Below are 13,299 nucleotides of genomic sequence, written 5' to 3' on the forward strand. Positions count from 1 at the left end.
CGCTTACGCTCCCGCCACGCCGACGCCGCGCTGGCGGATGCCGTAGCGATGTTCATGTGCCTTGGCGACCTTGCCGCCACGAAGAACACTGCTTGCGACGCGGTCTTCCGCAGCATCAAGAATGACTTTGATGAAGCGGTCGCCATTGGGGCCCGTGGTCTGCGAGGCGGTCGCATTGACGGCCTGACCGTTGTTCTCGACGCTCACGTATACGTCTCCGCCGCCACCTCCCGCGGCCTGCACCCCCAGCTTTCCGTTCGCCCCGCGCGTGAGCGGTAGGATGGCCTCCGGGCCCGCTTCACCCATCACGCCTGCGCCCTTGGCGAAGGCGAACATGGTCGGGCGATCGACAATCTGACCCGAGAAGCTGGATAGCGACGCGGTGTCATAGACACCGCCGTTGGCGTTGGCGATGACAGAATCGATGAAGCTGTTCGCCTGCATCTGTGCCAACGCCGCGGGGTACATCGAGCCGAATATCGCCTGCAGTGCCTGCGATTCCAGGGCTCGCGCCTGGATGCGCAGCATGTCAGTCAAGATCGAGTCGGCCAGGTCCTTGAAGCTAGACTTTCCCGTCACAGCAAACTGCGCGATCGAATCGGCCATGCCATCGAAGGCGTTGGTGAACAGATTGTGTGTCTGTCCGGCCACGTTGGCGGCGGAGTCTTCGAAATCGGCAATGGCCCCTCGGGCGCCGTTTCGCCAATCTGCCATGGCGGCCAGCTCGCGCTGGTTCCCATCAATGATCTGTTGGACACGCTTATCCTGCGCGTCCTTGATGATCTTGAGCTCGCCGTCGTAGGTCTCCTGCGTCATGGCCTTGCCTTTGTCGGCAAAGTCACGATTGAGCTGCTCGATCCTCTTATTTGTGTCGTCCTGGACCTGCAGGATGTCGCGTTGCTGGGCCGCCTCGCGAGCCCCCATACCAATGGATGCGATCTGCAGGTCAATCTGCTTTTGCTTGACGCGCAGGCTTTCTTCCATCGCCGACTTGTAATTGGCGATCGATACGACGTTTTGCGCCTGCTGCGTCAGCTCCTTCTTATAGCCCTCGATTTCCTTGTTGATCGCCTCCGTCATCTGTTTCTTGGCAAGGATGGTTGCGTCGAAATCGTCGGAGGGTGACTTCTTGGCCCACGATGCGCGGGCGGCCATGTCGGCGGCAGCTTCCTTCGCCATGATCGTGTTGACCATGTCCGTGTCGCCCTTGGCGAGTGCGGCAGCAATGGCCTTATTTGCGGCGTTGTGGATATCGATCAGCGCGTCCTGGCGCTTCTGTTCCTCGGACTCATACTGCTTGGTGTATTTGTTGAGCAGCGACTGTCCCGCTACGCCGGCGTCCTGGATGCGCTGCGCTTCAGCCTTGGCCTCTGCCGCGGTCATCTTGTCGGAGAGCTGCTTCTGCAGGTCCTGCAGCTTGGTTTCATCGGCCGGCGACCAGCTCGCGAAGGTGAAGGGGTTGCCGCTCTTGGCGGCCTCCTTCTTCCCCATGAGATCGTAGATCTGCGTCTGCATGTCGGCCGTGCCGGCGATGAGCGACGCGCCCGTCTTGAACTCTTGCCAGTAGCCTGAGGCTGCAACCTTTACGTCATCCCATGCCTTGGCCAGGCCGGTCACCTGCGAGTTCATCTCGTCGAGGCGAGGACCGATGGCATCGTGGAAGGCATCGGCGGCCACCTGCGCGGCTCGCTGGGCGTCTCCCTGCTTCTCCAGGGCATCGATCTGCTCGTAAACCTTGAGCGTCAGGAAGTGATATTGCTCGTTCGCTTTGACGGCGCTCGCGGCGGTGCCGTCGAACATTTCGGTCACCGCGGCGGCGGCCTTCTCTGCGCTGTCGCCGGTGAGCTTGGACACGTCCATGGCAGCCCTTCCCAGCGACAGGAACGCATCGCTGCTCACCTTGCCGTTACCGGCCAGCGCGATGAGGATGTCGTTGGCCTTGCCCAGATCTGCGTTACTGCCCGCCACCTGGCTGGCGAACTTGGACATGCCGCCGGAGGCTACGCCGACGAAGTCGCCGGTCTTGGCTAGCGCGGCGTTGAACTCGTTCTGGACCTTGGAGCCATCGTTTGCGGCGATGGCGAACGCGGCAAAAGGGGCGCCCGCGGCGGCAATGGCGGCGGCGACACCGCCGAAGCCGGTCGCCAGCAGACCGCTCGAGCTGACCAGAGTGGCAAAGGACTGCTGAAACCGGCCCCACTGGCCGGTGGCGAGATCTTTCGCGAGGTAGCCAAGCTCGCGCCTGGCGTTCGCGTTGTTGAGGCTGAAGCTATGGACCGACTCCGTTGCGCTGGCGATCCGGGCACGGTTCGCTTCAATTGCGCTATTGAGGGCAGTGAAGTCGTCCGCAGTCAGTAGGCCCGACTTCTTGAACTGAGCCAGCTTGCTCTGCTGCTTGTCCAACTGGTCGAGCTTGGCAATGGTGGGGTCGATCTGACCGGCCAACTTGGCGAGTTCGATGCGCTGGGCACTGAGGGCCGAGTTATCGAATGACCTGGCGGCCTTGGCGGCAGTCGCAGACAGCTTCTCCGATGAGGTGGCGGCCTTGTCGCTGGCTGCCGCCATCTTGTCCAGGTCATCAGCGGCCTTGCTGACGCCGTCCGTCGTGACGCGTACGCCGAGCGTTGCCAGGTCCATGTCAGGCCGTCTCCGCCGGCTCGTCGGCGGCCTCGGTGGCCTGGGCGGGTAGGGCCTCGATACCGCTTCCGATGTGGGCGAAGGGCGCGAATTCTGCCGAGTTGAGATTGGCGTCCTGTGCGATGGTTCGGGCCGCATTGGCCAGGCCATCGCGGGCGTGGCGAAGGGCCTCGTCTAGGGTGGCCAGCTCCTTCACTTCGCCGGGGTTTCGTTGGGCGGCGACCTCATTGAGCATGCGCGCCTTCACGGACTCGGGAATGCCGGTGAGGGTGGTGGGCAACCGCGCGACTGCATCGGCCACTCGCGGATCGGCCTGGATAGCCTTGAGCGCGTCTGCCGTGCTCGCGGAGCGCAGGGTGGCCGCCAGGGCCAGGTCGATGGCGACGGTGGAGAAATCGCCCTGGGCATAGGGCTTGATCTCCAGAAGCGCATTGCGGCGCTCATCGATGTCCGTGGCCTCCCTATGCAGGTTGTTGTGCGCGGTGGCTATGCGCGATAGCTGGGCCAAGGCCGCTTTCTTGATGTCCTCGCGCTTGGCGGAGTCTGAGAGACGCTGGTCCTCATCGATGCCTATGCGCAGCCGGTCATAGAGACTGACGGCGTGTGCCGCGCGCTGCACCATTTGGTGCACTTCATTAAGCGCGCCGTCCGTGGGCTCGCCGTGCGGCCACAGGGCAAGCCTCCGCTGGTTGCCGCGGATGGTTGCGCTGATGAAGGGTGAACTTGATTGGGACATGGTGGCCTCGGGGTCGAATTGGTTAGCGCGAAAGGGCGCCGCGATTGGAATGTTCGCGGACATGCCACCCGGACACCAGAGAAGCAAAGAGAAGAAATGCGACAAGTGAAGGACATTTTTCACTTTGCATAGGGATAACGAATCCCTAGATGGCCAAAGAGGTGGCCTGAAACAGTGGTTCTATGGCGCAAAAGGCCTGGAAAACTGGCGCGAATGGGCATGCGCTACCCCCAACCCGCCCGCTCCTTGCTGTTCCACTGTTCCACTGGTGTTCCGCGTATTCGTGTTCCGCGGAACAGACGTGTTCCACCACGGGGGGGGTATATACCCCCCCGTGGAACGGAACACCCTAAGCGGCATGTTTCAGCCATCGATGAATGGTGGTGGCCGGAACGCCGGTGTGGTCGGCAATGGCTCGGATGGACAGGCCGTCGCGATGCAGCCCCACAACTCGATCACGCTTGCTCGTGTCTGCAATCGCGCCTGCCGCATCGTGCAGTGCGAGCGTGGTTTCCTTCACTGGCTCGCCGTCGTCATCGATGGATTCCACCTCGATCTCTACTTTCGACAACATCACGGTTGGTGGCTTGCGCCAGTCTTTGGCCTTGTCGCCGGATTTCAGTTCAAGGCCGCCATCTTTTGCCTTCAGATAGAAATCCGAATCCATGCTGGCGCCGAAGTTACTGTTACCGCGTCCGCGGTCCTGTGCTCCCGGGTCGTTGCCGGTGTGGTGCACGGCCAGGACGGTACAGTTCCATTCTTGGCGCAGCTGGTCGCACGCTGAAACAAACTTGCCCATGTCGTCGGTCGCGTTCTCATTCGCGCCGTTCATGGCGCGCGCTACCGTGTCGATCACGATCATGGCGGGGGTGACGCCGGTGTAGGTGCGCAGTTCCTCGGCCGTTTCTTTGAGAATGGATAGCGTGCTGGCAATGTTGAGCTGGTCGCACAGAAAGGGCATGCCCGACGCAATGAACAACGGGGCGCCGTCAACAGTGACGCCGGTGTGTTTCTCCCATCCGTCGATGCGCTTACGCAATCCGCGCTGGCCCTCGCCGGCGAGATAGAACACGGCGCCTGGCTTCACTTCGCGCCCGTACCAAGCTGTACCGGTGGCGATCCGGCAGGCCCAATCGACAGCGAGGAAGCTTTTGCACGCACCGGGCTTGGCGATCAGCGCGGCCAGCGTGTCGCGCACCAGGTAGTCCCGAATAAGCCAGTCGGTCGCCTTGCGTTCGATCTTGTCTGCGCGGGTCAGCGTAAAGAGCCGACGAACGTTGTTGCCTGTTGCATCATTCGCTGCCTGCTTGCCTGCAACAGCCACGCCCGGCACAGGCGCGGGCGCTTCCCATGCACCGCTCGCCAGCTTCGCCAGCGAGCCCTCAAACGCACGCCGTAGTTCCGCGTCATCCATGCGCCGCGTCCACCTTCCGCGGTCACGCTCCGCAACAAGCAACGCCCATGCGGTGTCTGCGTCCATGTCGCCACGGTGCACATCGCGCGCCCGGCGTCCACTCAGTGCGAGTAGGTCGCCATGCCTACCCTCATCCACCACGACGGCGCCGGCGGGCTGTGACGGCGCTTGCGTGGGCTTCTGCGCGAGAGCTGGCATATCGGCCAGCAACTCGCCCAGGGATAGCGGCTTGCCGTCCAGCAGGTAATGCGAGGCGCCGGTCAGCGGCAGGTAAAGCGGTTGTTCCGGGCGGTCGCACGACGCGTCGAAAATCAGCGGGTCATAGCCGTCTGCCACCAAGGCATCACTGATTCGCTTCTGTACGGCCGCCGTTGCCGCCACAAGCTCGGCGCGCGGTGCCGGCAGGTCCAGCTCAAGGATGACCCGGCAACGCGGCGAAGCGGGCGTGTGGCTCGACGTGGTGAAGACCAGGCCGGAAAAACGCTGCAGGTGCTGCACCAGTGCGGCGAATGACTGCGGCGTCAGGGACTGGTCAACGTCCAGGCCAATGAACCGCCGCGGATGTGCACAGGACGCGCAGCGGTGATGCTTGCCGATAGCGCGCTGTTTAGATCCGCCATCGCGGTGTGATGCGTCATCGGGCGCGATGGCGCACGGGCCGGCAATCCATCGGCCGCCCTTCTCCGTGCCACGGTCGTCCAGGATGGCGTCACGAAAAGCGGTGAAGTCGGGAGCGAAGCGCTGTTCGGGGGTGTTGTCGCGCTCGCCATAGCCGCGGCTGTACAACACTTGCAAACGATTTCCGCCAGCGGTAGCGTGGACGTGCGACTCGTCACGCATGTTCTCTAGCTTCGCCTCGCCCGCCAGCGAGGCGTTGCTGTTTTGGGGGTTCGTCATTATTTGCTGCCTCCATGCGGCAGGCTGCGCTGCAGATACCAGCCCTCGCGTTCGTCGATCGGCGCGTCGAGCAATTCGAGAATGTCCTGTGCTTCGCGGCGGGCACCCTTACACGTATTCCAAGCTTCGGAGTGATCACCCTGCGCGGGACTAAAGGGCTTGTGCGCGTGGCGGTGCAAAAGCTGGCAAGCCAGGTCGGTGCGGGTTTCGATGCCGCGCGATAGGCGAACAAGGGAAGCGCGAAGCTCGGGCGTCATGAGCGCATCGAGTCCCAGGTCTTGCCGCGCGCTGGTGTAGGCGTCGAGCACAAGCGCAGCCCAGCCAGCGTCAGCCATCCCGTCGCGGCCGTCCATCTTGTCGACGGCGATATCCGCTTGTGCGTCTGCCAGAGCCGGATCGAGTTCAACCATCCGGCGCATCACGTCGCGCAGATGCGGGAGCGTCCACTGGCGGAAGTCGTCGGTGGTCAGCAACCCGACTTCGATTTGCCAGTCAAAAAACGCGCCGATGGCCAACAGCAGGACGTCCACGTCACCGCTTTCCTGGGCGGCGTCCACAGCATCCATTAGGCGCCAGGCCTCGTCTTCTTGCTCCTGCGTAAAGGTGATTTCTGTCGGAGTAGTCATGCGGCGGCCTCCAAGTCGGCAACGGTTTTGATGCTGATCGAGTCGCGCGTCACTTCGGCGAGCAGCAGGCGGCCGCCAACAGCCACGGCAACGGGCAGTGAGCGCAGGAGCTCGACCTGATCGCGCGCGATCGTTGTCATGCGTTCGGCTGAGTCCGGCGGTGCCGGCAATTCCGCGTAACCCGGGTTCGGGCTAGCCATCCACGAAGCCACACGGGCGACGCGGGAAGCCTTTTCGCCGTGGTCGCATTTCCAGACGGCGGCCTGCATGCGGTTGGTTGCGCGTGACCAGCCGACCATGACGATTTCGGCACCAGGGAAGGCATCGACGCCTTGCGGCTTGGCGACTGCCGCCATGAAGACCTCAAGATTCTTCTCCAGGAGGCTAGGCATACGCTCAGCCATGGCGTCGTAGCCATCGAGCACGGCCCGGTTTAGATCGCTGGCCAGCCAGTTGAAGAAGTTCATCTCGCCGCGAGCGGCCAGCACCACGTTTGCGTGAGGCAACGCGAGGAGCTTGGATCCATGCGCGCGACGAGCGAGGTCCGCGGCGTTGCTGGATGAGATCGGCGCCATGCAGGTGTCGACGCTGACCAGCGCGCGATCTTCTGCAACGAAACAGTTGAGAACGCTCATGCCTGACCCTCCGAGACAATCAACGGGTCGCCAACGACAGAGCCGCCGATCATGATGGCGGCACTGGCTACAGCTGCGTAGCTGCCGAATAGGCTTGCTCCAATGGCACCGGAAGCAACACCGCTGCTCAGCGCGACAAGCGCCACCATGGCAACCGTGCGCAGGATCTTCCCGCCATTGCCACCTTGGGGCACACCTACGACGTGGACGGTCTGCCCAGCACGGGGCCGGACCTTGTTCCACATGGCGTAGGGCACTGGGTGGCCGCCAATGGACACGTTGCAGCTAGGGCTGGCCTGCTCGCCCAGCATTTCGGCGATGGTCTGACCTGATGGCATCTCGGAAGTTATCCAGTCACCGCTCAGCGGGTGCGCTTTCGCAAGGACGGTACAGGTGCTCATGGGACCACCACTGCGCGGCGCTCAATCATGATGCGGCGGAAACCATCGGTGGCGCGTTCGATGTTCGCCAGCACCTGGGCATTGCCGGTGCCGTGCTCGGAGACATGGTCTGCAAGCGCGCCAATGCACAAGCAGGCGGCCAGGAGATCGTCATCAACGTCGTGTATGGAGCGATTGGTGGGAGTCATGCGGTTGCTCCCTGGCGTGCCGTGACGACCTCCAAGAGCGCTTGGTGCGCGGCTGCCTTCATCATTTCGGCAGATAGTTCATGTATGCGGGAATAGAACGTCGCGCGTTCCTCCTCGCTCATGTCGACAAACAGCCTCACAAACGATTCTTCGCTCAACTGGGCCGATGCGCTCACGCCGCCTCCTGTGCGCGATGACGCTGCGCTTCGATCCAAGCATTCACGTCTGCGCGGTGGTAGTAGCAACGCGATCCGATTTTGATTTTCACCGGACCGTTCCTCAGCCACGCCCACTTGTCGAGCGTGCGGGTGGTCACCTTAAGCTCCTTTGCGAGCTCTTCGCGCGACACGTAGTCGGCAAGTACCGGGACGGAGGGTAGGGAAGTAACGATGCTCATAGGTCACTCCAATAAAAAAGCCCCGCATGGCGGGGCTTGGATTTGGGCAAATAAAAAGCCCGGCACGAGGCCGGGCTTGTTTTAGGCGATGGGCAATACCTCGCCATCGTGAGAAATGATTGCAGATTCTCCGATGTTGTCAATGACTGTATCTAGATTCGCCTAAGCAGACGCCGCTTCTTGTTCGCATGGCGCGGACTGAAACGATGTCAAGCGACGACTGGGTTCCCTATGGGGCCAAGGTGCGGCCGGTTACCTACGCTTCTTTTTTGCTTCGTACAGGGCCAAGCGCCCGGCAGTAGGTCCCTCCATGGTTTGGGCATGACCACTTATCGCCTTGGCTGTATTTCGCTGCGGCGTTGACCAGTCCTCTGATCCGTGAATCGCCGCGTAGAGCGCGGCCTTCTCATAGAGCTGCTTGCCCATGAACCGCTTCGGACGCAGGCCGTAGGCGAGGGCGTTCTTTCGGAACTGGCTGTCGGACACGCCGCAGTAGTGCGCGGCTTCGATGACGGTCAGCCAGTCCTTGCCGGCGAGGTTGATCTGCTCAGTGGAGGACATGGGCTATCCTCGGGCCATTCATCAGGATGGGGAGTTCACGCATGGGAGACCTCGTCGCGCAACAGCCATGGTGGCGGCCAAGTGAACTGCGAAGCGGAGTGCAGCGAGCTGAGCGCTGTCTCAACAAGCTGCAGGATACCGATCTCTTCAAGGGAGATGATGCTCAAGCCGAGATGATTGAGGCGACCTTCATTCTCATCCTCATCCTGCTCAATGACGTCCTGCAGCACCTGGCGCAATCCAATCGGCGCGTCGATTTCTCGGACGACATTGTCGAGATCGACAATCGACCGATGGATGTAACGGATCTGATTAACAAAATGCGCAATGCTGCCTGTCATATTCCTTCGGAGGCACGAGGTTTCCCTACGATTCGACTCGGTTTGCTCGTGTGCACTGGGAAGCCCCGAAACAAGAGCTATGGGGAGCTCGTCATCGATCACAAATACGGCGACGACACCACATTCATGTATGGACGCTACTCGATCTATCTCAGGCGGCACCTGGTGAGGGCGACGAAAGAGATCAAGGCTCGCTTGCCCGCCGTGCAAGTAACCGAACTCGGTGACCTCTGACATCACGCCGCCTCCCTGACGCTCAAATAAAAACGCCGCCCGAAAGGCGGCGAAATGGAGAACTTTGCGACACATTCAGAGCATTAAGTTCCCGGGCATCTGTTCTGCATTTGGATCATATGTAAGTCCATGTTGAACATGTGGGTCACCTGCCGCAGTGAGGATTCATCCAGGACGGTGTTACGCGATCCATCGAACGATGCAGCCATCTCATACCCGCCATGCCCGTCAGGGCGCTTCACCACGCGCCCGTGGAGCCCCTCGTATCCTGACGGGGCGTAGGTATCCAGCAGGGTGTCAGTGGCAAGCCGCAAGCGCATGCCAGATGCTTTCTCGATTGCGTCAGGGGCTGCTGCCCACATGGCTTCGCACTGCATCAGGCAAAGGCAGCGCGGCGTTTCCGAAGCCTTTGGCCATGGGGTCTGCTTTGGGGCCACATAGGCAGGAGCGGTTAAGCGCGGCGCGCCCAGACTTGGTGACGGGATGGGAGGTAAGGTTTGGGCTCGAGCGGATCCAGCCAGCGCCAAAAGGGAGATGCATATCCGTTTCATCAGAAGCCTTCCTCGTTGTGTAGGTCTTGGTTTCGGGCTCACTGCCGTTTAACGGCAGATAGCTGAAACGAAAACGCCGCCCCGAAGGGCGGCAATATCTCAACTACTGCTTCGGGATGAATGAGCCGCTTTTCTGTAGCTGTCTGCCCAGTCCTCAACTTCAGATTTCTTCCACGTCTTCACCTTGCCCAGCGGTAGCGGCTTGGGGAATCCCGGCTTGCACGCGATGGTTTCGAGGAACGTCCGACGCGTGATGCCGCCAAGATAGGCAGCGCACGCATCGGCTGACAGCCAGCGGTCGCCGGAAGCGAAGGCGGCAAAGAGGGTGATGGGATCGGTTTCCGCGCTCATTCGACTACCTCATTCTCCCGATCGGCCTCGCGACGCAGGCGCTCCATGCGAGCAATCCAGTCCTCGAAGAACTCATCGAGTTCGCGGCTCATAGTCCACCCTCCTCAATGATCCGCTTGGCGATAGGGCAGGTGTCGATGATGGCGCTTGCCCGGCGCAGAAGCTGGCGCAGGGCCAGGATCTCATCGCTGGTCAAGGGCGGGACTTTGGTGGCCTGGCGGGCCGGGTCCAGGGTAATGACATTTCCTCCGTCAGCCATGGCTCAACCCTCCATCTCTGGCAGCGATTCGATGAAGGCACGCTTACGGTCGTCGGTCCAGAAGGTTGTCTGCAGAATGTCGAACTCACCGCTCGCGGTGATCTTGGCGAGCGTGAGCAGCTTACGCTGCACCGAAGTGGGTAACCCATCCATGGCGCTGATGACGTCATGGCGAATGTCGCCCGGAAAGATGAGCTCGCCGTCGTCTGGAAGCACGTAAACCGGCGGGAAATGGGCGAGTTCTTGAATTCGACTTACGTTCGTGTAGCTTGCGCTTGCCATTGCTGCTCTCCTTCATAGAGCGGTTGTGGAAGTCGTCGGTGCCTGGGTTGCCGCCCAGGCGCCGGCGCGTTATTTCGCCTTTGCGGCGCCTCCCTTGCGGGAATTCTTCGGTTCGCAGAGCGCCCGCAACAGTTCGAGCGCCTCGCGCTTCTGCTTGAGGTAATCACCGCGGTCGTAGTGCCTTGCTTGGACGCCGCCAAGGCCATGGGACTGCAGCTGGGCGCGGACCTCGAGCGAGACGTTGCGCTCGCCCAGCCTCGTCTCGACAGTGCGCCGGATAACGCCAGGGGTGATGATCCGTGGAATCTCGCCCGCTTCAACCATTGGCTCAGACGCGCGCTTCATGGCGTCATCCAGCACTGCGGGCGTGACGGGCTGCTTTCCGTCCGTGACGCTGCAGAGATAAGAGCCATTCGCGCCGGCCATCACGGCAATGGCTTCAATAGCCTCGGGCAGTAAAGGAAGGATGTGCTCTCGCGCCACTGACCGGCGGCCCTTTGCGTCCCAAAGCGTAATTGTCTTGGAGGCATTGTCGTAGTCGGGGCGTGTCAGGCGGCACAGCTGCTCGCGACGCTGCCCGCCTGTCAGAAGATGCAGGCGGAGTAGGGCGCCATATGCGTCGTCCATGGCGCTGATGCGCTTCCAATAGGCGGCCAGCTGGGATTCCGAAAGAGTTAGCTCTTCTTGCTTGGCTTTTCGCGCCGCGTCGGGCGTGACTGGGGGGCGTGACACCCGTAGGTCGTCTAATGGGTTGAAGCGCACATTGAAGTCGCTGTACGCATGACCACGCGCATCGATCCTGGCCCGCTTCGCCGCGTTGAAGGCTGTGCGCAGATACGAAGCAAGCTTCTCCGGATCGCGCTTCATGCCCGCCTTGGTCATCTTGTGGAAGACAGGCATGACGGCGTCGACCGTCACGTCCGCAACGGGCAGGGCGGCGATCTTGGGGAAGGGCGCGGCCACCGCTCGCTCGAAAAGAGCCTCCACCTGCTCAGCCGAAGCTTTGCCATGAGCCCGCATGTCGGACACGTAAGCGCGGACCAGTGCGGCCAAGGTGTGCTCTTCGCGTGCCTTGCGCGCCGCTTCCGCAGCTTTGGCGCTTGCTTTGGCTGCGCGCTCATCTGCCAACGGATCCTTGCCGGAGAGCACGCTACTCCGCAGGTCAGCTCCAGCGCGTCGCGCCAGGGCAATCGTCATGCCGCCCTGGCCCCGCTTGCCATAGGCCCCGATCGTCTTGCGCCGCTCTGCCCCGCACGAGTAGTAGTTCAGGACAAAGGAAACTGCTCCGTTCTTGGTGACGCGGACACCGAAGCCGCGGGGCGCATCCTTGTGGCTGTCATAGAACACACGGTGCCGTGACGCCTGTTCTGCGACCTTCTCAGCGATAAAATCGTCCGTGAGTAGGTACTTGGTCCCTTGAGCCTTCATTGTGGTGTCCGGGTTTCGTGTCCGAGAGTTGGCGCGTAATCAGTGTCTCTCAGGTTCCTCTCGAATCCCTCATATGTCAAGAAAAATGGCTTAAAACAAGGAAATTGTATGGCGGACACGAGAAGTGAAGGGACGTTGAGAGACATTCAAAAGGGACTTAAAATCCCTCAACCGAAAGGTTATGCGGGTTCGATCCCCGCTCCGGGCACCACGTTTCAGGATGCTGGAAGCATCCGGGAGAACTCATGAGCATCGTGCGATTCCTGGGGCCGTTCGACCAACGCGTCGCGGCCGAGCTTCCCGAGGGCTACGTCGTGGGCATCTGCGAAGGCGACTGCGTGTTCGCCCAGGGCGCCGCGCTTGAGGGCGTAGTGAGGCGCCTGGGTGCGCAGCAGTGGTCGGATGGTCGCAGCGTCATGACCGTAACGGTCGAGGATTTTGATCTCGACGGCGCAGGCCTCAGGAACTGGTCAACCGGGGTGGAATAAGGGAAAGGCGGGCTTCGGTAAACGCTGTAAGGAAACATCATCCGCTCTCGTAGGGTGGCATGGATGAAGTGTTTCCCACGCACCGCGAGTGCTTGCATAAAGCGATATCGCAGCCTATGTTCGCCGAATCAACCCAAGGAGGGTGTCTGGTGATCAAGGTAGTCTTGATTGACGACCACGAGCTGGTGCGCACGGGATTCAGGATGATCCTGCAGCAACAGCCGGACGTTCAAATTTGCGGTGAAGCGGGAACCGCGGAGGAGGGGCTGCGGCTCATCCGTTCGAAGACGCCCAACATCGCGTTGGTCGATGTCCACATGCCTGGCATGAGCGGCATTGAACTGACCGAGCGCGTGACTCGCTCCAAATTGCCGACGCATGTGATCATCGTCACGGTGGTGGACGACGCGCGTTTTCCGAAGCGCCTGCTCGACGCGGGTGCATTGGGCTACCTCACCAAGGGGTGCTCGGCGGACGAACTGATGGACGCCCTGCGACAGGTGGCCTCGGGGCGACGCTACTTGGCGCCGGCCGTGGCGCAGCAACTGGCGCTTGCCACGCTCGACGGCGAGGGGTCGCCGTTCGATGTATTGTCCAGCCGAGAGCTCGAGGTCGCAATGATGCTGGTGCGGGGCAAGGCGCTCACCACCATCGGCGAGCAGCTCAACCTGAGTCCGAAGACCGTTTCCACCTACAAGCAGCGTTTGATGGAAAAGCTCCAGGTCGATCACGTGATCAGCCTGGCGCACCTGATGACCATTCACGGCCTGCTCGATACGCACAACAACCAGGTCGGGAACTGACGCCTCGGTCGCGCCGCATGAGCAATAAAAAAAGCCGGACGTTGGTCCGGCTTTTTTTTATGGGTGAAGG

The 13,299-nt window shown here is 61.5% G+C and carries 17 protein-coding genes; 3 read left to right on the plus strand and 14 right to left on the minus strand.

Annotated elements, in window-relative coordinates:
* Nucleotides 1-3: 3 nt before the first annotated feature.
* The 10 genes from JMF82_RS02175 to JMF82_RS21890 form a co-directional block, all read right to left on the minus strand.
* On the minus strand, nt 4-2,637 hold the full coding sequence (locus tag JMF82_RS02175; RefSeq protein ID WP_201312892.1) for a phage tail tape measure protein: 2,634 nt from the start codon (nt 2,635-2,637) through the stop codon (nt 4-6).
* Nucleotide 2,638: 1 nt separating this feature from the next.
* Nucleotides 2,639-3,436, minus strand: coding sequence for a hypothetical protein (locus JMF82_RS02180; RefSeq protein WP_201312893.1), 798 nt, complete (start codon nt 3,434-3,436; stop codon nt 2,639-2,641).
* A gap of 286 nt (nt 3,437-3,722) precedes the next feature.
* Nucleotides 3,723-5,684 (minus strand): AAA family ATPase, encoded by a 1,962-nt coding sequence (locus JMF82_RS02185; RefSeq protein ID WP_201312894.1) that lies wholly within the window; start codon nt 5,682-5,684, stop codon nt 3,723-3,725.
* Nucleotides 5,684-6,310, minus strand: coding sequence for a hypothetical protein (locus tag JMF82_RS02190; protein WP_201312895.1), 627 nt, complete (start codon nt 6,308-6,310; stop codon nt 5,684-5,686). Before JMF82_RS02190 ends, JMF82_RS02185 begins: the two co-directional genes overlap by 1 nt.
* Nucleotides 6,307-6,945, minus strand: a complete 639-nt coding sequence (locus JMF82_RS02195; protein WP_201312896.1) for a hypothetical protein — start codon at nt 6,943-6,945, stop codon at nt 6,307-6,309. The genes JMF82_RS02190 and JMF82_RS02195 overlap by 4 nt, the downstream gene beginning before the upstream one ends.
* Nucleotides 6,942-7,346, minus strand: a complete 405-nt coding sequence (locus JMF82_RS02200; protein WP_201312897.1) for a hypothetical protein — start codon at nt 7,344-7,346, stop codon at nt 6,942-6,944. The genes JMF82_RS02195 and JMF82_RS02200 overlap by 4 nt, the downstream gene beginning before the upstream one ends.
* Nucleotides 7,343-7,534 carry a hypothetical protein gene (locus JMF82_RS02205; protein ID WP_201312898.1) on the minus strand — a complete coding sequence of 64 codons (192 nt, stop codon included), beginning with the start codon at nt 7,532-7,534 and terminating at the stop codon, nt 7,343-7,345. The genes JMF82_RS02200 and JMF82_RS02205 overlap by 4 nt, the downstream gene beginning before the upstream one ends.
* On the minus strand, nt 7,531-7,710 hold the full coding sequence (locus JMF82_RS02210) for a hypothetical protein (protein WP_201312899.1): 180 nt from the start codon (nt 7,708-7,710) through the stop codon (nt 7,531-7,533). Before JMF82_RS02210 ends, JMF82_RS02205 begins: the two co-directional genes overlap by 4 nt.
* Entirely contained in the window at nt 7,707-7,931 is a 225-nt protein-coding gene (locus JMF82_RS02215; RefSeq protein ID WP_201312900.1) for a helix-turn-helix domain-containing protein, read from the minus strand. Before JMF82_RS02215 ends, JMF82_RS02210 begins: the two co-directional genes overlap by 4 nt.
* Nucleotides 7,932-8,183: 252 nt before the next feature.
* Nucleotides 8,184-8,492 (minus strand): hypothetical protein, encoded by a 309-nt coding sequence (locus tag JMF82_RS21890; RefSeq protein WP_236585254.1) that lies wholly within the window; start codon nt 8,490-8,492, stop codon nt 8,184-8,186.
* 41 nt (nt 8,493-8,533) lie between these two features.
* Here JMF82_RS21890 and JMF82_RS02225 point away from each other — a divergent pair, with 41 nt between their 5' ends.
* Nucleotides 8,534-9,067: a hypothetical protein gene (locus tag JMF82_RS02225; protein WP_201312901.1), complete on the plus strand. Its 534-nt coding sequence runs from the start codon at nt 8,534-8,536 to the stop codon at nt 9,065-9,067.
* A gap of 650 nt (nt 9,068-9,717) precedes the next feature.
* Here JMF82_RS02225 and JMF82_RS02230 read toward each other — a convergent pair.
* From JMF82_RS02230 to JMF82_RS02245, 4 genes are all read right to left on the minus strand, one after another.
* Complete coding sequence (locus JMF82_RS02230; RefSeq protein WP_201312902.1) at nt 9,718-9,969, minus strand: hypothetical protein; 252 nt, start codon at nt 9,967-9,969, stop codon at nt 9,718-9,720.
* Nucleotides 9,970-10,057: 88 nt separating this feature from the next.
* Nucleotides 10,058-10,228, minus strand: coding sequence for a hypothetical protein (locus JMF82_RS02235; RefSeq protein WP_201312903.1), 171 nt, complete (start codon nt 10,226-10,228; stop codon nt 10,058-10,060).
* Nucleotides 10,229-10,231: 3 nt separating this feature from the next.
* Nucleotides 10,232-10,510, minus strand: coding sequence for a hypothetical protein (locus JMF82_RS02240; protein ID WP_201312904.1), 279 nt, complete (start codon nt 10,508-10,510; stop codon nt 10,232-10,234).
* 69 nt (nt 10,511-10,579) lie between these two features.
* On the minus strand, nt 10,580-11,938 hold the full coding sequence (locus tag JMF82_RS02245; protein ID WP_201312905.1) for an integrase family protein: 1,359 nt from the start codon (nt 11,936-11,938) through the stop codon (nt 10,580-10,582).
* Nucleotides 11,939-12,183: 245 nt separating this feature from the next.
* Here JMF82_RS02245 and JMF82_RS02250 point away from each other — a divergent pair, with 245 nt between their 5' ends.
* Nucleotides 12,184-12,426, plus strand: coding sequence for a hypothetical protein (locus tag JMF82_RS02250; protein WP_201312906.1), 243 nt, complete (start codon nt 12,184-12,186; stop codon nt 12,424-12,426).
* Nucleotides 12,427-12,575: 149 nt separating this feature from the next.
* Complete coding sequence (locus JMF82_RS02255) at nt 12,576-13,229, plus strand: response regulator (RefSeq protein ID WP_201312907.1); 654 nt, start codon at nt 12,576-12,578, stop codon at nt 13,227-13,229.
* The last annotated feature ends 70 nt before the right edge of the window (nt 13,230-13,299 follow it).

Source organism: Dyella sp. EPa41 (assembly GCF_016586165.1).
In the GTDB taxonomy this organism is placed as follows: Bacteria; Pseudomonadota; Gammaproteobacteria; order Xanthomonadales; family Rhodanobacteraceae; genus Dyella.